The sequence below is a fragment of the Aeromonas sp. SER genome, from assembly GCF_038739615.1.
GTDB classification, from domain to species: Bacteria; Pseudomonadota; Gammaproteobacteria; order Enterobacterales; family Aeromonadaceae; genus Aeromonas; species Aeromonas jandaei.
In genome coordinates this window covers 110,164-129,135 of sequence record NZ_JBCGFC010000008.1, presented here as the reverse complement: position 1 = coordinate 129,135, position 18,972 = coordinate 110,164, and the positions used below count along the sequence as shown (strand labels likewise).

At 59.8% G+C, this 18,972-nt stretch carries 20 protein-coding genes; 14 read left to right on the top strand and 6 right to left on the bottom strand.

Translation table 11 applies throughout. The features are described from left to right. Positions 1-11 precede the first annotated feature (11 nt). A complete protein-coding gene (locus AAHA41_RS13610) occupies positions 12-440 on the top strand; it encodes a hypothetical protein (protein WP_043849992.1) in 429 nt (142 codons plus the stop codon). Between the two features lie 314 nt (positions 441-754). Here AAHA41_RS13610 and AAHA41_RS13605 read toward each other — a convergent pair whose 3' ends face one another. Continuing rightward, a complete protein-coding gene (locus AAHA41_RS13605) occupies positions 755-1,246 on the bottom strand; it encodes a methylated-DNA--[protein]-cysteine S-methyltransferase (protein ID WP_323070455.1) in 492 nt (163 codons plus the stop codon). 21 nt (positions 1,247-1,267) lie between these two features. Beyond that, entirely contained in the window at positions 1,268-1,684 is a 417-nt protein-coding gene (arfB, locus tag AAHA41_RS13600) for an alternative ribosome rescue aminoacyl-tRNA hydrolase ArfB (protein WP_033114047.1), read from the bottom strand. Positions 1,685-1,885: 201 nt separating this feature from the next. Here arfB and glnK point away from each other — a divergent pair, with 201 nt between their 5' ends. The 5 genes from glnK to AAHA41_RS13575 all read left to right on the top strand — a co-directional run bounded on the left by glnK (position 1,886) and on the right by AAHA41_RS13575 (position 7,214). Next, the gene (glnK, locus tag AAHA41_RS13595; protein WP_033114048.1) at positions 1,886-2,224 is read left to right on the top strand and encodes a P-II family nitrogen regulator; all 339 of its coding nucleotides are present in this window, start codon (positions 1,886-1,888) and stop codon (positions 2,222-2,224) included. Positions 2,225-2,417: 193 nt separating this feature from the next. Then, positions 2,418-3,425, top strand: a complete 1,008-nt coding sequence (locus AAHA41_RS13590) for a Fe(3+) ABC transporter substrate-binding protein (protein ID WP_156033973.1) — start codon at positions 2,418-2,420, stop codon at positions 3,423-3,425. A gap of 40 nt (positions 3,426-3,465) precedes the next feature. After that, a complete protein-coding gene (locus tag AAHA41_RS13585) occupies positions 3,466-5,091 on the top strand; it encodes an iron ABC transporter permease (RefSeq protein WP_323070454.1) in 1,626 nt (541 codons plus the stop codon). Positions 5,092-5,170: 79 nt separating this feature from the next. Then, complete coding sequence (locus AAHA41_RS13580) at positions 5,171-6,205, top strand: ABC transporter ATP-binding protein (RefSeq protein ID WP_323070453.1); 1,035 nt, start codon at positions 5,171-5,173, stop codon at positions 6,203-6,205. 103 nt (positions 6,206-6,308) lie between these two features. Continuing rightward, a complete protein-coding gene (locus tag AAHA41_RS13575) occupies positions 6,309-7,214 on the top strand; it encodes a Dyp-type peroxidase (RefSeq protein ID WP_156853914.1) in 906 nt (301 codons plus the stop codon). 318 nt (positions 7,215-7,532) lie between these two features. Here the strand turns inward: AAHA41_RS13575 and argR are convergent, their stop codons facing one another. Further along, on the bottom strand, positions 7,533-8,003 hold the full coding sequence (gene argR / locus AAHA41_RS13570; protein WP_005340378.1) for a transcriptional regulator ArgR: 471 nt from the start codon (positions 8,001-8,003) through the stop codon (positions 7,533-7,535). Positions 8,004-8,206: 203 nt separating this feature from the next. Between argR and AAHA41_RS13565 the strand changes: the two genes are divergently transcribed. From AAHA41_RS13565 to AAHA41_RS13540, 6 genes are all read left to right on the top strand, one after another. Then, positions 8,207-8,947, top strand: a complete 741-nt coding sequence (locus tag AAHA41_RS13565; protein WP_041209079.1) for an ATP-binding cassette domain-containing protein — start codon at positions 8,207-8,209, stop codon at positions 8,945-8,947. A gap of 24 nt (positions 8,948-8,971) precedes the next feature. Then, positions 8,972-9,709 (top strand): transporter substrate-binding domain-containing protein, encoded by a 738-nt coding sequence (locus AAHA41_RS13560; protein ID WP_005341400.1) that lies wholly within the window; start codon positions 8,972-8,974, stop codon positions 9,707-9,709. A gap of 3 nt (positions 9,710-9,712) precedes the next feature. Next, the gene (gene artQ / locus AAHA41_RS13555) at positions 9,713-10,363 is read left to right on the top strand and encodes an arginine ABC transporter permease ArtQ (RefSeq protein WP_323070452.1); all 651 of its coding nucleotides are present in this window, start codon (positions 9,713-9,715) and stop codon (positions 10,361-10,363) included. Between the two features lie 3 nt (positions 10,364-10,366). Next, positions 10,367-11,029 carry an arginine ABC transporter permease ArtM gene (gene artM, locus AAHA41_RS13550; RefSeq protein WP_042030756.1) on the top strand — a complete coding sequence of 221 codons (663 nt, stop codon included), beginning with the start codon at positions 10,367-10,369 and terminating at the stop codon, positions 11,027-11,029. A 220-nt stretch (positions 11,030-11,249) separates the two neighbouring features. Further along, complete coding sequence (gene mdh, locus AAHA41_RS13545) at positions 11,250-12,185, top strand: malate dehydrogenase (protein ID WP_042030754.1); 936 nt, start codon at positions 11,250-11,252, stop codon at positions 12,183-12,185. 410 nt (positions 12,186-12,595) lie between these two features. Beyond that, the gene (locus tag AAHA41_RS13540; RefSeq protein WP_043851198.1) at positions 12,596-13,204 is read left to right on the top strand and encodes a sel1 repeat family protein; all 609 of its coding nucleotides are present in this window, start codon (positions 12,596-12,598) and stop codon (positions 13,202-13,204) included. 99 nt (positions 13,205-13,303) lie between these two features. On the opposite strand, the gene hmpA is transcribed toward AAHA41_RS13540, so the two are convergent. Beyond that, a complete protein-coding gene (gene hmpA, locus AAHA41_RS13535) occupies positions 13,304-14,497 on the bottom strand; it encodes an NO-inducible flavohemoprotein (protein WP_323070451.1) in 1,194 nt (397 codons plus the stop codon). A 113-nt stretch (positions 14,498-14,610) separates the two neighbouring features. Here hmpA and AAHA41_RS13530 point away from each other — a divergent pair, with 113 nt between their 5' ends. Further along, entirely contained in the window at positions 14,611-15,081 is a 471-nt protein-coding gene (locus tag AAHA41_RS13530) for an Rrf2 family transcriptional regulator (protein ID WP_033114060.1), read from the top strand. A gap of 40 nt (positions 15,082-15,121) precedes the next feature. On the opposite strand, the gene AAHA41_RS13525 is transcribed toward AAHA41_RS13530, so the two are convergent. Then, entirely contained in the window at positions 15,122-16,402 is a 1,281-nt protein-coding gene (locus AAHA41_RS13525; protein ID WP_323070450.1) for a CNNM domain-containing protein, read from the bottom strand. A 34-nt stretch (positions 16,403-16,436) separates the two neighbouring features. Further along, the gene (ccsA, locus tag AAHA41_RS13520) at positions 16,437-17,225 is read right to left on the bottom strand and encodes a cytochrome c biogenesis protein CcsA (protein ID WP_033114091.1); all 789 of its coding nucleotides are present in this window, start codon (positions 17,223-17,225) and stop codon (positions 16,437-16,439) included. Positions 17,226-17,428: 203 nt separating this feature from the next. On the opposite strand from ccsA, the gene ffh reads away from it, so the two are divergent. Next, on the top strand, positions 17,429-18,805 hold the full coding sequence (gene ffh, locus AAHA41_RS13515) for a signal recognition particle protein (RefSeq protein WP_042030747.1): 1,377 nt from the start codon (positions 17,429-17,431) through the stop codon (positions 18,803-18,805). The last annotated feature ends 167 nt before the right edge of the window (positions 18,806-18,972 follow it).

The following is an 18,972-nucleotide window of genomic DNA, read 5'->3' as shown; positions in this document are numbered from 1 at the left end:
GCGAGGTTTATATGGAACAGAAAAATGCCATTCGGCAGGTTGCCGTACCTTGGGCTCCGTCCCGCCAGCTCCCGCCCGGACTGGTCGTTGCCGAGCTGCATCAGGATCTCTGGAGCGACTCCCTGACCATCATGCTGGGTCGGGCGCGCAGCATCGATCTGCCTCCGCAAATCCTCTGCCGGGTCTATTTCCGCCATATCTACGCCCTGCGGGTGATCGAAGATTGCGATCTGGCGGAGGGGAAGGATAGCCACGCCATCGAAGAGCAGATCCAGCTCATCACCCCTTCCCGTTTCGCCAGCTGGTTTCATCAGGAGTCGGACGGTCTGCATCTGGACGAGGATTTGCAGCACTATCGCATCTCGACCTGGGATTACTGCGCCGACGTGCTCACCTCTTCGGCTCCGGAGCTGCAGTTTATTGCCCCGCGAGAATCCTGATCCGGTCATCGTCTGGTAGCAACAAGGGGGAAGGCCGTTTCAGCCTTCCCCCTTCTCTTTGCAGACGAATTCTTCCGGACACAAAAAAAGCGCCTCAAGGGAGGCGCTGGGGAAAAAAGACAGATTGGAAGCGTCACATGGGTGCTACTTGGAGTGGTGAATGAGCCGTGCCACTCAAGTATGGAGCCATCATGCCAGCTTCTATCTGAAGTAGTTCTGAGACAATTCTTCATCCTCTGTTCATCTTCTCGACACATTTTTAGCAAGGTGACCGAGGCTCGCCTCTGCTGCGATGATTCTTCAGAGCACCACGTTTATGGGGTCAGGACAAACGGCGCGTGACGCTGCTCCAGCTCCAGTAGCCAGCGTTTGATGGGAATGCCGCCAGCATAACCGGTCAGCTCGCCGCTGCGGCCGATCACCCGGTGGCAGGGCACTATGATGCTGAGCGGATTGCGGCCATTGGCGGCGCCAACAGCTCTGACCGATTTGGGATTGCCGATGGCTTGGGCAATCTCGAGGTAGCTGACGGTTTCGCCGTAGGGGATGTCACAGAGGGCGCGCCATACCGCCTGCTGGAATGGCGTGCCACGGGCTGCCAGCGGCAGGTCGAATTGCTGCAGACGACCGGAGAAGTAGGCGGCGAACTGCTCGACGAAGGGAGCCAGAGCCAGATCATCCTGTTGCCACTCAGCGGTCGGAGTTACCGGCTGTTCCCCCCGCACGAACTCCACATAACGCAGGCCATCCCGATCGATGGCGATGAGCAGAGGGCCGTGGGCGCTGCCGCAAAAACTGTATTTCATGCTGTGATCCTCGGGCCCTGGTTAGTCCAGTACGAGCTTGCCGCGGGTCGATTTGATCTCCCCCTTGCGCTTCTTGGCATCAACCCGTTTGCGCTGGGAGCTGCGGGTCGGCTTGGTGGCATGGCGGGCCTTGGGGCGCCATGCCGCCTTTTTCAGCAGTTCGACCAGACGGCTCATCGCCTCCTTGCGGTTCATGTCCTGACTGCGGTGGCTCTCGACCCGGATCAGGATAAAGCCGTCATGTACCCGGCTGTCGCTCAGCTTGTCGAGCCCCTCCTTGTAGAGCGGGGTCAGGCTGGGGGAGTTACGGTAATCGAAGCGCAACCAGACGGCGGAGTCGGTCTTGTTGACGTGCTGGCCACCGTTGCCCTGCGCCCGCATGGTCTGGAACTGCAGCTCATGCCAGGGGAGGGTAACGCTGTTGGAGATGACTAACATACTGCTGTGCTCTTGTTTGGTGCAGAGGCGCTGGCCGCCACAGCGTGGTGCCTCATTATGGGGCGCGTGGCTGGTCGATCCTGGCTCGCTTTGGGTATTGCTCCGTAATTAGACGCTATCTTCATGAAATTTAATAATAAAAATACTTGGCACAAGAATTGATTCCCGGTTTATGACACACCATGGATTGGGAGCAACCAGATGAAGCTGATTAGTGCGATTATCAAACCGTTCAAGCTGGACGATGTCCGCGAGGCCATTGCCAACCTGGGGGTGGAGGGGTTGACCGTGTCCGAGGTCAAGGGATTTGGCCGCCAGAAGGGACACACCGAATTATACCGGGGGGCCGAGTATCAGGTCGACTTTTTACCCAAGGTGAAGCTGGAGATCGCCACCACGGATGACAACGTTGAAGGTGTGATCGAGGCGATCTGCAAGGCGGCCTATACCGGCAAGATCGGTGACGGCAAGATCTTCGTGTATGACCTGTTGCAGGCGGTGCGGATTCGTACTGGCGAGAACGACGAAGAGGCGCTCTGATCGCCGGTTTGTCACCTCGCTTGCCATGGCAAAACCCGATTGGGGCTGGATGGGATTCTATCCGGCCCTTTTATTTATGCCTCGTTTAAATATGTGAACTTCCCCCGCCACTCTTCCTTGATCTCGCAATTGGAATATGCAGAATGCAAACGGCAATTGTTCTCACTCGATTTAGCAACTCAAGGAATGGATGATGAAAATGAAGATGCTGGCACTTGCTTTCTCTGCATTGGCAGCCCAGTCTGCGTTGGCGGCAGGAGAGGTGAATGTCTACTCCAACCGGCAGGATGAGCTGATCAAGCCCATCATCCAGCAGTTCGAGAAAGAATCGGGCATCAAGGTGAACGTGGTGTTCGCCAAAGAGGGGCTGAACGAGCGTCTGGAGCGGGAAGGCAAGCTCTCTCCGGCCGACCTGATGCTGACGACCGATATCAGCCGTCTGACCGATCTGGTGGACAAGGGGCTGGTGCAGCCGGTGGAGAGCAAGATCCTGCAGGAGAACATCCCCGCCAGCTATCGCGATCCGGAGAACCGCTGGTTCGCCCTGACCACCCGGGTGCGTGCCATCTACTCCAGCAAGGATCGCCTCGGCAAGCTCGGTACCATCAGCTACGAAGATCTGGCCAAGCCGGAATTCAAAGGGAAAATCTGCACCCGCAGTGGCAAGCATGAGTACAATGTGGCGCTGGTCTCCTCGATGATTGTCCATCACGGCATGGCCGAGACCAAAACCTGGCTGGAAGGGGTCAAGGCCAACCTGGCGCGCAAGCCGCAGGGCAACGACCGGGATCAGGTCAAGGCTATCAAGGATGGCATCTGTGACCTGTCGCTCGGCAACAGCTACTATCTGGGCGCCATGTTGAAAGATCCGGCGCAGAAATCCTGGGCTGATGCCGTCTACATCAACTTCCCGAATCAGGCCGACCGCGGTGCCCACGTCAACGTGAGCGGCGTGGCCATGACCAAGTATGCCAAGAACAAAGAGGCCGCTCAGAAGCTGATGGAGTTTCTGGCTGGCGACACCGCCCAGCACATGTATGCGGACGTGAATGCCGAGTATCCGGTCAAGGCCGGGGTCGAGCCTTCCGCCATGGTCAAGTCCTGGGGCAGTTTCAAGTCTGACGCGCTACCGGTCAGCGATTATGCCAAGCACCGCAAGGACGCCTTGCAGTTGCTGGATGAAGTGAAGTTCGACTTGTAATTCAGATGGGGCCAATGGCCCCATCAACCTCTGTGGTCTCATGAAAAATTCTGGATGGATTACCGGCAGCTGGGCCACCGCCCTGCTGCTGGCTTTGCCGGTGCTCGCTCTGGTCTTCTCAGCCTTTTCGGCTGAGGGGGAGCTGTTTCGCCACCTCGCCGATACCGTGCTGCTCGATTATCTGGCCAATACCCTTGGGCTGGTGGTTGGCGTGGTGCTGCTCAGCCTGCTGTTTGGCGTGCCAACCGCTTGGCTGGTGGCCATGTGTCAGGTGCCGGGGCGGCGTGCCCTGCAGTGGGCCCTGATGCTGCCGATGGCGATGCCCTCCTATATCGTCGCCTACGTCTATACCGACCTGCTCGACTACTCGGGCCCGCTACAGGCCGGGTTGCGCGCCCTCTTTGACTGGAACAGTCCGGCCGATTACTGGTTTCCGGCCATTCGCTCCCTTGGCGGCGCCGCCTGGGTGCTGGCACTGGTGCTGTTCCCCTACGTCTATCTGCTGACCCGCGCCTCCTTTCTGGAACAGTCGGTCAGCCTGATCCACTCCAGCCGCCTGCTCGGCTGTACCCCGTGGCAGAGCTTCCGCCGTCTCAGTCTGCCGCTGGCGCGCCCCGCCATCATGGTGGCGGTGTCGCTGGTGGCGATGGAGACGCTGGCCGATTTTGCCACTGTCCACTTCTTTGCCATCAACACCCTGACCACGGCGGTCTACGACACCTGGCTCGGTTACGGCAGTCTGGCCACTGCGGCCAAACTCTCCTGCCTGATGCTGCTGGCGGTGGTGCTGTTGATCGCGCTGGAGCGGCGCTCGCGCAGTCGGCAGCAGGTGTTCCAGAAGTCCATGGGCCATGAGCAGCCGCTGCGCTATCCGCTCAAGGGGATGAGTCGCGCTCTGGCCGGTTTCTGGTGCTGGGGGCTGGTGCTGGCCGGTTTCGGCCTGCCGTTCGTCATCCTGCTCGATTACGGCGTTCGCTACTTCGAGCTGTCATGGACGCCGGAGTTCGTCCGCTTCGCCGGCAACAGTCTGCTCATCTCGGCGCTGACCGCCCTGCTGGCGATGGGGATTGCCCTGCTGCTCGGCTTCTGCCGCCGTCTCGATGGCGGGATCAAGAGCCTGCTGCCCCTGCGCATCGCCGCCATGGGTTATGCCATGCCGGGCACCGTGCTCGCCATCGGGGTGCTGGTGCCACTCACCGCTCTCGATTTTGCCATCAACGATCTGGCCGAGTGGCTGGGGCGTCAGGGGCCGGGGCTGTTGCTGACCGGCACCATTACCGCCATCGTGTTCGGTTATCTGGTGCGCTTTGTGGCCATCGCCATCGGCTCGGTGGAGAGCAGCATGGGCAAGATCTCCCCCAGCCTCGACATGGCGGCCCGATCTTTGGGGCAGGGGGATGGCGCCATGCTGCGGCGGGTCCATCTGCCGCTGGTGCGCCGCGGTCTGTTTGCCGGCGCCATGTTGGTGTTCATCGAATCCATGAAGGAGCTGCCCGCCGCCCTGCTGCTGCGGCCGTTCAACTTCGATACTTTGGCGACCCACGTCTACCAGTTCGTCTCGGACGAGATGCTGGAGCGCGGCGCGCTGGGGGCCATTGTCATCGTGCTGGTGGGGCTGTTGCCGCTGATCTGGGTCAACCGCACTCTGGATAGTCCTGGCCACTGAGTCGCCACGTCGGCCAATGAAATTGCATGCGGTGTGCTGAAAAAGGCAGTGCGCCGCCAGAAACGAGAGGAAGTCAGCCTTGTCCTGTTTGCAGGTTGAAAATGTCAGCTGCCGTTACAACGGCCGCAATGTGCTGGAACAGCTCTCCCTGACGGTGGCAGACAATGAGATCGTCTGTCTGCTGGGGGCGAGCGGCTGCGGCAAAACCACGTTGCTCAAGGCCATCGCCGGCCTGCTGCCGCTGGCAGAGGGCTCGATCCGCCTCGGCGATACCCTGCTCGGCGGGCCGGGTGCCAGCGTGCCCCCCGAGGCGCGCAATATCGGGATGATCTTTCAGGATTACGCCCTCTTTCCCCACCTGACGGTGGCCGACAACGTCGGCTTCGGTCTGACCAAACTCGATCGCCGCGCCCGCCAGCAGCAGGTGGATGAGGCGCTGGCGCTGGTCAATCTGCAGGGGCTGGGGGAGCGTTATCCGCACCAGCTCTCCGGTGGTCAGCAGCAGCGGGTGGCCATCGCCCGGGCGCTGGTGTGCAAGCCGCGGCTGATGCTGCTGGATGAACCCTTCTCCAACATCGACACCCAGGTGCGGATGAAGCTGATCCTCGAGATCCGCGCCCTGCTCAAGCAGCAGGGGATCGGCGCCATCTTCGTCAGCCACAGCAAGGAGGAGGCGTTCGCCTTCGCCGATCGGCTGGCGCTGTTTCGCGCAGGCCATATCGAACAGGTGGGCCAGCCGGAGCAGCTCTATCGCCGCCCGCAAAACCGCTTCGTGGCGGAGTTTCTCGGCGGGGTCAACTATCTGGCCGCCGAGGTGGTCGACAGCCACTGCGTGCAGACGGCGCTCGGGGTCATCTGTGGCAGCGAGCCTCATGGCCGCGCGGTGGGCGAGCTGTTGCAGCTGATGCTCAGACCCCAGCAACTGCTGCTGGAGAGCGCCGCGGAGGGCGAGCTCAAGGTGGTGGAGCAGCAGTTCCTCGGCCACCATTGCCGGGTGCTGTTCGAGTGTGGCGATCTGCAGCTGGAGGCGAGCATTGGCGAGCCTCTTGAGGGGATGCGGGCCCGCATCCGGGTGGCGCCTCACACGCTGGTGTTGTTTGACCCTTTACCCTGAACGCGTGATATCGTCGTGAAATCAAAGAACTGGAGCTGCTCTGGTTTATAATCGCGCAACGCTAATAGCCCATAACGCTAACGCCTACTCAGGGGAGAGATATATGAAAGCCCAAGCCGGGATCTGCGCAGAGCCGAATCTGCACGCCCTCTATCTGATGTTCAATCGCACCGGCGATGCCGCCGAACTGGTCGGCCGTCTGGCCAAATTGCCCGCCCTGTGGCAGGCGGTGGCTGCCGATTTCCCCGAGGCCGGTTTCAGCGGTCTGGTCGCCGTTGGCGCCGATGCCTGGGATGGTCTCTACCCTGCCGCCCGTCCGCCCCAGTTCCGCAGCTTTATGGCGCAATCCGCCAACGGTCAGGAAGCCCCCAACACCCCGTTTGATCTCTTTATTCAGCTGCGCGCCGATCGGGTGGATGTGCTGCACCACGCTGGTCATCGCGTGATGGCGCTGCTGGCCGGACTGGTAGAGCTGGCTGAAGAGGTGCGCGGTTTCCGCAATCTGGATTGCCGTGACCTGACCGGTTTCGTTGACGGTACCGAGAACCCGCAAGATGAGCATCGCGCCGAAGTGGCACTGCTGGCCGAGGGCGAGTTTGCCGGTGGCTCCTACATCCACGTCCAGCGCTGGGTCCACGCAATGAGCGACTGGGAGAAGCTGGCGCAAAAAGAGCAGGAAGACATCATCGGTCGCACCAAGCCCGACAACATCGAGTATGAGTCTGCCGCCAAGCCGCTGACCGCCCACATCAAGCGGGTCAACCTCAAGACCCCGAAAGGGGAGTCCATGGAGATCCTGCGCCAGAGCATGCCCTGGGGCACCATGACCGAGCAGGGGCTCTACTTCATCTCCTGCTGCCGCACTCAGCAGCACTTCAACGCCATGCTGGCCAGCATGTACAAGGGGGAGGGCAGCCACTTCGACCACCTGCTGCGCTTCACCAAGGCGGTGACCGGCGCGGCTTTCTTCGCCCCATCGGAAGGTTTTCTGATGGCGCAGGGCAAGTAATAGCGGATGTGACCGTGCCACCTTCCCCCTCGTGCCGCCAAGGGCGCAAAGAGTGCCCGGTTGCCAAAGAGATCGGGCGGTGGGGGTGGCCTGTTATGGTCTGAGTGCTTCTGACACTGCTGGCTAGATTGTTTCGCTGGTGCAACGAAAATCAATTTTTGCCCGCGAGAAGTGCAACAATCTCGTTCAACATCGCGAGGATGGACGCAGCGAGAGGAGGCAGAGCAGACTCCCGATCTTGTGGCTCACCAAACAAAAATCCCGGCCTTGGCCGGGATTTTTCGTTCTGGCGTGACCGCGATGACGCGGCGGCAACCATTACGGAGTCTGTTCGAACAGCTCGAGGGCGGAGAGGTAGAGCTCTTCGATATCGGTGTCGCTGGTCGGGGTGATGAAGATGGTGTCGTCACCGGCGATGGTACCGAGGATCCCCTCTGCCTTGCCGAGGGAGTCGAGCAGGCGGGCGATCAGCTGGGCTGCGCCCGGGCTGGTGTGGATCACCACCAGTGCGCCGTTGTGGTCGACATCCAGCACCAGATTCTTGAGCGGGCTGGAGGTGGTGGGCACGCCCAGTTCCACCGGCAGGCAGTAGACCATCTCCATCTTGGCATTGCGGGTGCGAACGGCGCCGAAGCGGCTCAGCATGCGCGATACCTTGGACTGGTTGATGTTCTCGAAGCCCAGTTCTTGCAGGGCAGTGACGATCTCTGCCTGGGAGCCAAAGCGCTCTTCTTTCAGCAAGGCTTTAAAGGCCTTGGCCAGTTTTTCTTGCTTGTCGTTATGTTTCATCTTGGTCTCACGAATGAGGAGGTGTGGCGGCCTGTTTCAGAGCCAGGCGGCAGATACGAACAGCGTGGCTATTTTGCATTCATATGCCGTTTTTTGCAAGGAAGCGGCGCTTGTTCTGCATATTGATTCAAAAATGGCTTGCATCAACCTTTATAAGGGATAGAATCGGGACGAAATTTTGAAAACTTATTCAATTGGGCTGTATGGGTATTGAATTAATAGGTATCGAGAAGTCCTGGCACAAGGTGCCGGTACTGCAACAGGTGAGCTTTCGGACATCCCCCGGTGAGACCTTGGTACTGCTGGGCCCGAGCGGTGCAGGCAAGAGCTCGCTGCTACGCATGATGAACCTGCTGGACACCCCGGATGCCGGTGTTCTGCGCATAGGGGAAAATGAATTTTCTTTCCCGAGCACCCTCTCCGCTGCCGAATTCAATCGCCAGTCCCAACTGCTGCGCCGCAAGGTGGGCATGGTGTTCCAGCAGTACAATCTCTGGCCACACCTCACCGTGATGGAGAATCTCATCGAAGCGCCGGTCAAGGTGCTGGGCATGAGCAAGGAGGCGGCCATCGAGAAGGGCGCCTACCTGCTGGCCCAGCTGCAACTGGCCGACAAGCGCGATGCCTGGCCGGCACGCCTCTCCGGCGGTCAGCAGCAGCGGGTGGCCATTGCCCGCACCCTGATGATGGATCCGGAAGTGCTGCTGTTTGACGAGCCGACCGCCGCCCTCGATCCCGAGATCACCAAGGAGGTGGCCGAGATCATCCGCACCCTGAGCCAGACCGGCATCACCCAGGTGGTGGTGACCCACGAGGTCGACTTCGCCCGCAAGGTCGCCAGTCAGGTGATCTATCTGGAAAAGGGGCGGATCATCGAGTCCGGCTCCGCCGCCATTTTCCAATCCCCGCAAACCAGCCGGTTTGCCGAATTCTTGATGCATTGATACTGAATCGATAAGGAAGCTGTCATGAAAAAGAGTCTGTTGCTGGTCGCAGCCATGGGGTTGCTGAGCACCTCCGTACTGGCCAAAGAGATCAAGTTTGCCACCGAGGCCACCTACGCACCGTTCGAATATCTGGACGACAAGAACGAGTTTCAGGGTTTTGACATCGATCTGGCGCGCGCCATCTGCGAGCAGGCCAAGCTGGAGTGCAGCTTCCACAACCAGGCCTTTGACAGCCTGATCCCCAGCCTCAAATTCCGTCGCTATGACGCTGCCATCGCCGCCATGGACGTGACCCCGGAGCGGGCTGCGCAGGTCGATTTCTCCGACATCTACTACCAGAACTCTGCCGTGTTCGTGGCCAAAAAAGGCGCCTTCAAGGGGCCGGAAGGGTTGGTAGACAAGACGGTCGGCGTGCAGAACGGCACCTCCCACCAGTCCTATCTGGTGGATAACTGGGTGAGCAAGGGGCTGCTGACCGTGCCTTACGCCAGCTACCAGAGCGCCTTCCTCGACATGATGAACGGCCGCACTGACGGCGTGTTTGCCGATACCGCCGTCGCCGCCGACTGGCTGAAGCAGCACAAGGAGTATGCCGTGGTAGGTGCTCCGGTGACCGATGCCAAGTACTTCGGTACCGGCTTTGGCATTGCGGTGGCCAAGGGCAATCAGGAGTTGCTGACCCAGCTGAACAAGGGGCTGGCCGATATCAAGGCCAACGGCACCTATCAGAAGATCTTCGACAAATACTTCGCGCACTAAGCCATGTTGAGCCTGTTGTTGGATGCAGCCTGGATGACCCTCGGGCTGGCCCTGGCATCCCTGGTCGGGGGCATGGTGCTGGCACTGGCGTTCAGTGCGGCTGAGCTGAGCAAGCAGCGCGCTCTGGTGTGGCCGGTGGCCACCCTCACGACCCTGATCCGCGGATTGCCCGAGCTGCTGGTGGTGCTGTTCATCTACTTTGGCTCGACCCAGGTGCTGTTTCTCATCACCGGCGAGTATGTAGAGTTCAGCCCGTTCGCTTGCGGCGTGCTGGCGCTCTCTCTGCTGTTCGCCAGCTATGCGACCCAGACCCTGCGCGCAGCGCTCAATGCGGTGCCCGCAGGGCAGCGGCTGGCGGCGCTGGCGTTGGGGTTTAGCAAGAGCCACATCTTCTTTCGCATCGTGTTGCCGCAGGCGTGGCGGCACGCCCTGCCGGGCCTCGGCAACCAGTGGCTGGTGCTGCTGAAAGATACCGCGCTGGTGTCGCTTATCGGGGTGAACGAGATGATGCGTCAGGCGCAGATGGCCTCGGCCAGTACCTATCAGCCCTTCACCTGGTATGCCGCCGCTGCCCTCATCTATCTGGCCATCAGCCTGGTAAGCGAGTATGGCCTCGGCCTCGCGGCCCGCTACACCCGTCGCTACGGAGGCTAATCGATGCAAGAGTATCTTGTGACCCTGCTGGGTGGGCTGCTCACCACGCTGGAGCTGACCCTGTTCAGCCTGCTGCTCGGCTTCGTGCTGGCGGCCCTGATGACCTGGGTGCTGGAGTTGCGGCTGCCGGTGGCGACCCAGCTGGTACAGCTGTGGGTATTGCTCTTTACCGGCACGCCGCTGCTGATCCAGATCTTCCTCATCTACTACGGGCCGGGTCAGTTCGAGTGGCTGAAAGCCAGCCCGCTCTGGCCGCTGCTCAAGCAACCCTGGTTCTGTGCCGTGCTGGCGCTGGGCCTCAACACCGCGGCTTACTCCACCCGGCTGTTCAAGGGGGCGCTCGACGCTATTCCTGCCGGTGAGGTGGAGGCGTGCCGAGCGCTCGGTTTTAACGGTCGTCAGACCCTCTGGATGAAGGTGCGCCACGCCGCCCGTCATCTGGTGCCAGCCTACTCCAACGAGGTGATCCTGGTGCTAAAGGGAAGCTCCCTCGCCAGTACCATCACCATCATGGACATCATGGGGCTTGCACAGGGACTCAATGCCCAGACCTATGACACCCTTGCCGTCTTCGGCGTCGCGGGGGCCCTTTACCTCACCATGAACGGATTGTTAACAATTGGTTTTCGCTGGTGTGAAAAGCGGGCGTTGGCATTCCAGGCTTGAGTCGGCATAACTACCACTTTATGGGAGGGTGAAGTGCAGAAAAACTGTGCTTCCCCTCCAATTTTTTGGATTTTTCCCCATTTTTATTCGCTGCCTGTTTCTTGGCTCACAGAACCCGTGACTGCAACTGTTATCAGATTGTTTTTTATGGGGGGATCCATTAAGGTTGGGCGCACAAGAACAAATAACCTTAAACCTACGCTTAAACATGGAGTTGATCATGAAAGTTGCCGTTCTGGGTGCCGCTGGTGGCATCGGTCAAGCCCTTGCTCTGCTGTTGAAAAACCGTCTGCCGGCCGGCTCCGAGCTGAGCCTGTATGACATTGCCCCGGTCACTCCGGGCGTAGCCGTAGACCTCAGCCATATTCCTACCGATGTCGCCATCAAGGGTTTCTGCGGTGAAGATCCGACTCCTGCACTGGTTGGTGCCGATGTGGTGCTTATCTCTGCCGGTGTTGCGCGCAAGCCGGGTATGGATCGCTCCGACCTGTTTAACATCAACGCCGGTATCGTCAAGAATCTGGTGGAGAAGTGCGCGGCAGCTTGCCCGAAAGCGCTGATCGGCATCATCACCAACCCGGTCAATACCACCGTCGCCATCGCCGCCGAAGTGCTGAAGAAAGCCGGTGTCTATGACAAGCGTCGCCTGTTCGGTGTCACCACTCTGGACGTGATCCGCGCAGAGACCTTCGTTGCCGCCGCCAAAGGGCTGAACGTGGACAAGGTTCGCGTCAACGTGATCGGTGGCCACAGTGGCGTGACCATTCTGCCGCTGCTCTCCCAGATTGAAGGTGCCTCCTTCACTGCCGAAGAAGTGGCTGCCATGACCAAGCGTATTCAGAACGCCGGTACCGAAGTGGTTGAAGCCAAGGCCGGTGGCGGTTCCGCCACTCTCTCCATGGGTCAGGCTGCCTGCCGTTTCGGTCTGTCGCTCATCAAGGGCCTGCAGGGCGAAGCCAACGTCATCGAGTGTGCCTACGTTGAAGGCAACGGCGAACACGCTACCTTCTTTGCACAGCCGATCCTGCTGGGCAAGAACGGTGTTGAGACTGTGCTGGACTACGGCAAGCTGAGCGCCTTCGAGCAGGAAGCGATGGAAGGGATGCTGGCCACCCTGAAAGCCGATATCCAGCTGGGTGTCGACTTCGTCAAATAAGCGGCATGACCGCATGAAAAGGGAGCTTCGGCTCCCTTTTGCGTTGTTGAGCTCCCGCCAGCTTAAGAAGATGGGGGTTGTGGCCGATAACAGAGAGCAGCAGGAGATCCCTTATGATGAAACCCCTTACCCTTCTCTCCCTTATCTGTCTGGCTGGCGCGCCCCTTTATGCCGCCGAGCCGGTGCCGGCTGCCTCGGCTGCTCCCGCCACCGCTGGTGAAACCGCGCCCGCATCAGCGGCGACAGCTACTCCGGCCCCCGTGTTGTTGCCAGCTGAAGCGGCGGCACCTGCTCCCGCGGCTACCGGTGAGGCGGCTCCGTCGGCAGCGGTGACTGCGGCCCCTGCGCCTGTGCTGTTGCCGGCTGATCCGGTAGCGCCTGCTCCGGCCGCAGAGCCCGCTTCAGCCCCCGTGCCAGCCGCGCCACCTGCCGAACCTGCGCCTTCGGTGGCACCGCTTAATGCCGGCGACCTGCAGGCGGTGGCCATCTATCGTCAGGACGAGCTGCTCAACTGGATCGAGCAGGGACGCCACCTCACACAGGTGAAACAGGATCGCTGCCAGTTGACTCAGGATATCGAGGCGCGGGCGTCGGTGATGAAGATCCCTGCCTACCAGTTCCTCTGGGGGGATATGCTGGCCTGGGGCGTTTGTACCAAGTCCAACGCCGAGCTGGGGGTGCAGTATATGTGGGAGGCGGCCAATCAGGGGCTGGCTCCCGCGCTGGAGCAGTTGGGCCGCTACTACTGGAAAGGGACGCTGGTGCAGAAGGATCTGGTTCGCGCCGAGACGCTGATGCGTGAAGCGGCCAGCCTCGGTTTTCTGCGGGCTCGCATGGAGTGGGTTGAGATGTTGCTGCAGGGGATGGGGAGCCCGCTCGATTACGAGGATGCCTACCGTTGGCTGCACGGCTCCGTTATCGGTGACAAAGCCCTGCACCAGAAGGCGGCCAGTCTGCTGAGTCGGCTTGGCAACCGGATGCCGGCCAACGTGGTGGCCCGCGCCAAGGCGATGCACTGATCCAAAAAAATGACCCACAGGTCTGCACCTGTGGGTCCGGTTCCTGCCGCCGTGCCATGACAGGCTGGAACCTCCTTTCGTTATATGGCTACCCGGCGGTTATAGATCTTGGTGGGGGCCAAAAACTTCGTAATGGAGCTGGCTTGCGGGGATCCCGGCCTCAGTCAGTTGTCGCTTCACCTCCTGCATGAAACCGAGCGGGCCGCAGAAGTAGTAGTGGGCCTCTGGTGTGATGCGCTCCCTCACCGCGTTCAGATCCATGGTGCCGCTGAAGTCGTAATCCTCTCCCAGCTTGTCGCTCTCTGCGGGCTCCCGATACCAGACCCGACTGACCAGATTGGTGTGTTGGCTGATCTTGCTGCGGATATCTTCCCGGAAGGCGTGGACACGACCATGCTCGCAGGCGTGCAGCCAGCTGATGTCGGCCTGATGGTCACTCGCCAGCAGCTGGTTGAGCATGCTCATCATGGGGGTGAGACCGACCCCGGCCGAGAGCAGCACAACCGGCGTCTTGCCATCCGCTTTCAGGTAGAAATCGCCGGTGGGTGGCATCACTTCAATCTTGTCGCCCGCTTGCAGCCGGTTGTGCAGCAGGTTGGAGACCTGACCCTTCAGCTCGCGCTTGACGCTGATGCGATAGTCGCGGCCGTTCGGGGCATCCGAAAGCGAATACTGGCGGATTTCGTGATGCTCGAGCTCGGGGTGAACCAGCTTGATGCTGAGGTATTGGCCCGGCAGGAAGGTCAGCACCGGCTTGCCATCTTCCGGTGTCAGCAGGAAGGAGGTGATTAGCTCGCTCTCGGCCCGCTTCTCCTTGATGATGAAGGTGCGAGTCCCTTGCCAGCCGCCGCTCTGGTTCGCCTTCTCCTGATAGATCTCCCGCTCGCGGCCGATGAAGATGTTGGCCAGCACGCCATATGCCTTGCCCCATGCCTCCAGCACCTCGTCAGTGACCGCACTTCCGCCCAATTCTTTGAGCGTGGCCAAGAGATGACTACCTACAATGTGATATTGTTCTGGCTGGATCAGGAATCCGGTATGCTTGTGGGCAATCCGCTCGACCGCGCCGGCCAGCACCCCCAGATTGTCGATATTTTTGGCGTAGGCTGCGACGGCATTGAACAGCGCCAGTGGCTGACCACCGCTGCGCTGATGGGCCAGATTGAAGATATCTTTCAGCTCCGGGTTATGGCTGAACATCCGCTGGTAGAAGTGCTGCGTCAGTGCCGGGCCGGCTGATTCAAGCAGAGGAATGGTGCTTTTGATGACGGCAATGGTGGTTTGGTCTAGCATAGGGAGCCTCGTCGTTAATTGAACATCTAAAATGCCATTTAATAAGTGGCATCCTAGATGTTTATTTGATTTGAATCAATACTCCACTTTTCGCATCGCGCTAATCAGGCTTTATGAGACTAACCAGTTATACAGATTTCGGATTGAGAGCCCTGCTCTACCTTGCCACCCTGCCGGAAGGGGAGCTCTCGAGCGTAGCCAAGGTCTCTGCCTTGTACGACGTTTCTCGCAACCACATGGTGAAGGTGGTCAATCAGCTGGTGAAGCTGGGCTATCTGCAATCCCAGCGTGGCAAGAACGGGGGGATCCGCATGGCATGCGATCCCGCCACCATCAACATCGGGCAGGTGATCCGGGCGCTGGAAGGGAATCTGGACGGGATTGATTGCGGCTCGCCCGCCTGTCACATCGTCTCTGTCTGTCTGCTCAAGAATGCGCTGAAAGAGGCGATGGATGCGTTTCTGGCGGTGATGGACAGCTACACCCTGCAGGACTTGCTGGCCAATCGCGACGAGCTGCAGAGGGTGTTTGGCGAGTTGATCCCGACGCTGGTGCTGGAGCCGGATGACGAAGATGAACAGTAAAGAGCTGCAATGAAAAAGGGCTGCCAGTGACAGCCCTTTTTCAATTCTGTGGTGCAGTTTCAGCTCGGTAGGAAGCCGGCATGATCCGCGCCATTTTGACCATGTTGTTCTCGACTTCGAGGATCTCGATGGGGTAGCCCGCCAGCCGGATCCCGATATTGGGCTGGGGGATCTCCTCCAGATATTCGAGGATCAGGCCGTTGAGGGTGCGCGGCCCGTCGATGGGCAGATGCCAGTTCATCTCCTTGTTCAGTTCGCGCACGCTGGCCGAGCCTTCCACCAGAAACGAACCGTCCGGCTGGGGATGGATCTCATCGCTCGGGGTCGGCGTCATGGAGGTGGTGAAGTCACCCACTATCTCTTCCAGAATGTCGTCCAGGGTGATCAGCCCCTGAATGTCGCCATATTCGTCGACGATCAGGCCAATTCGCTCCTTGTTGCGCTGGAATTTGGCCAGCTGTACGTTGAGCGGCGTACCTTCCGGAATGAAGTAGATCTCGTCCACTTCCCGCAGCAGGCTCGACTTGTTGAACTGATCCCGGGCCATCAACCGCAGAGCGTCGCGGGCGTGGAGAAAGCCCACCACGTCGTCGATGCTGTCGCGATAGAGCAGGATCTTGGTGTGGGCACAGTGAGCCAGCTGGCGCTGGATGCTTTTCCAGTCGTCATTGATATCGATGGCGTAGATATCGCTGCGGGGCACCATGATGTCCTCGACCAGCATCTTGTCGAGATCCAGAATGCTGAGCAGCATCTCCTGATGGCGCTGGGGGATCAGGCTGCCCGCCTCGTTGACTATGGTGCGCAGCTCCTCGGTGTTGAGGGAGTCATCCTTGTTTGGCGTGATCTTCAGCATCTTGAGCAGACCGCTGGTGATGCCGTTGATCAGCCAGACCAGCGGGGAGAGCGGCACCATCAGCCCCTTGAGGATCCAGGAGGCGGGGTAGGCAATCTTCTCGGGGAACATGGCCGCCAGCGTCTTGGGTGTCACTTCACCAAATACCAGCACTACCAGGGTCAGGCCAAAAGTGGCCACCGCGACACCGAGATCGCCGAACAGCCTGATACAGACGATGGTGGCAATGGCGGAGGCGAGGATATTGACCAGGTTGTTGCCGATAAGGATCAGGCCGAGCAGCCGATCCGGGCGTGACAGCAGCTTCTCTACCCGATGGGCCGCCTTGTGTTTGGTCTGTGCCAGATGCCGCAGCTTGTAGCGGTTGATGGACATCAGACCGGTTTCGGAACTGGAGAAGAAGGCGGATAGAAGGATCAAGATAACGAGAACAATCAGTAGTGTGCTCGTTGAGATGCTGTCCAAAAAGGGCTCCTGTGGATGGTGTAACTAACGGTTATCAGCTCAGCAGCACTTCTTTGACGAAGCGGCTGCCGAAATAGGCCAGGGTCAGGATGACGCTGCCTATCAGGCTCAGGGTGACCACCTTGCGGCCACGCCAGCCATAGGTGTGATGGCCCCACAAGAGCAGTACGTAGATGCACCATGCGATGATGGAGAGCACGGCCTTGTGGGATTTGCCCTGGGCGAACATGTCTTCGAGGAAGAACAGGCCCGAGGCGATGGAGAGGGTCAGCAGCAGCACGCCGGCGGAGATGAGCTGGAACAGCCGCTTCTCGACGGTCATCAAGGGGGGCATGGCTGGCAACTGGCTGATTTTTCTCGACTTGAGCTGCTTGTCCAGACAGGCGAGCTGAAGAGCAAAAAGGCAGGCGATCATCAATACCGAGTAGGCCATCAGTGCCAGACCGATATGCAGCAACAGCTGGGGATGGGCCTCAAGATGGGTGATATAGCGCCCGGGTATGAGGGCACTGGCCGCCAGCAGCAGCGCCGAGAAGCTGTAGACCACCGGCAGCAGGATCCAGCCGTTGAAGCGGCGGGTGATGCAGGTCATGAAGGTACTGATGATAAGGCTCACCAGCGAGGCAACGTTGAGCATGCTCAGGTTCTGGCCGGAGCCCTGCAACACCTCGGTTCCGAGGGCGGTAGCGTGGGCGATCAGGGCCAGTCCGATGCAGGCAAAGAGGGAGCGCTGTCCTACCGGCTTGGCGCTCAGTAACAGATGCAGGGAGGCGATGATGGCCAGCAGATAAAACGCCAGGGCCAGAACAGAGATTACGATCATAACCAGGTCGTTGATGCACAAGCTTTTGAGGGTAAGAGGGGCAGTATACCTTGCACGCGAAATGCTCGCCAGTTGTGCAATGGCCGATCCGCCCATATATAGGAATGAAGCATCGATGAGCGGCAGTGCGGCGAATAATCGTCCTCGCGGCTGCTCTGGGTTATAATGCCCCCCATTTACAACGCCAAGAACCGGAATGCGTCATGTTTGAGAATTTGACTGAACGACTCTCGCGCACCTTGCGCAATGTCAGCGGCCGTGGCCGCCTGACCGAAGAGAACATCAAGGAAACCCTGCGCGAAGTCCGCATGGCGCTGCTCGAGGCGGACGTCGCCCTGCCGGTCGTGCGTGATTTCGTGGCGCGCGTCAAAGAGCGTGCCGTCGGCCAGGAAGTGGCCAAATCCCTGAGCCCGGGTCAGGCGTTCATCAAGATTGTGCACGGCGAACTGGTCACCGTAATGGGTGAGGCCAACGAGCAGCTCAATCTGGCGGCCCAGCCGCCCGCCATCATCCTGATGGCCGGTCTGCAGGGGGCCGGTAAAACCACCACGGTCGGCAAACTGGCCAAGCTGCTCAAAGAGCGCAGCAAGAAGAAGGTACTGGTCGTCAGTGCCGACGTTTATCGCCCTGCGGCGATCAAGCAGCTGGAAACCCTGGCGGGCGATATCGGCGTCGACTTCTTCCCGAGCGATGCCAGCCAGAAGCCGGTCGCCATCGCGACTGCCGCCATCGATCAGGCGCGCAAGAAATTCTATGACGTGGTGATCGTCGATACCGCCGGTCGTCTGCACGTCGATAGCGAGATGATGGCCGAGATCCAGGATCTGCACGCCACCATCAAGCCTGTCGAGACCCTGTTCGTGGTCGATGCCATGACCGGTCAGGATGCCGCCAACACCGCCAAGGCGTTCAACGAAGCGCTGCCGCTCACCGGCGTGATCCTCACCAAGGCGGACGGCGATGCCCGCGGCGGTGCCGCTCTGTCGGTACGCCATATCACCGGCAAGCCGGTCAAGTTCATCGGTATGGGTGAAAAGACCGATGCGCTGGAGCCGTTCCATCCGGATCGTCTCGCCTCCCGTATCCTCGGCATGGGCGATGTGCTCTCTCTGATCGAAGAGGTGGAGCGCAACGTCGATAAAGAGAAGGCTGCCAAGCTGGCCAGCAAGGTCAAGAGCGGCAAGGGCTTTGACCTTGAGGATTTCCGCGAGCAGCTGGCCCAGATGCGCAACATGGGCGGCATGATGGGCATGCTCGACAAGTTGCCCGGCATGTCCGGTCTGCCTGACAACATCAAGGATCAGATGGATGACAAACTCACCGTGCGGATGGAGGCCATCATCAGCTCCATGACGCCGAAGGAGCGAGCCCATCCTGACCTGATCAAAGGCTCTCGCAAGCGCCGTATCGCCGCAGGCTCCGGCATGCAGGTGCAGGACGTGAACAAGCTGCTCAAGCAGTTCACCGAGATGCAGCGCATGATGAAGAAGATGTCCGGCAAGGGTGGCATGCGCAAAATGATGAGCCAGATGAAGAACATGCTGCCACCGGGATTTGGTGGCGGTCGCGGCCCGTTCTGATTATCCGGGCTGACGTATTGCATGAGGGTCTGCCGGTGGCAGACCCTTTTCATTGCTGCTCTGCGCAAAAAATGGCTGGCTTGGTTGCATTTATTACGAATCCAAGTAGAATTATGCGGCTTATTTTAAGCTAGGGTCCGCGTGTTTGCGGGCCTTGTTCATTAGAT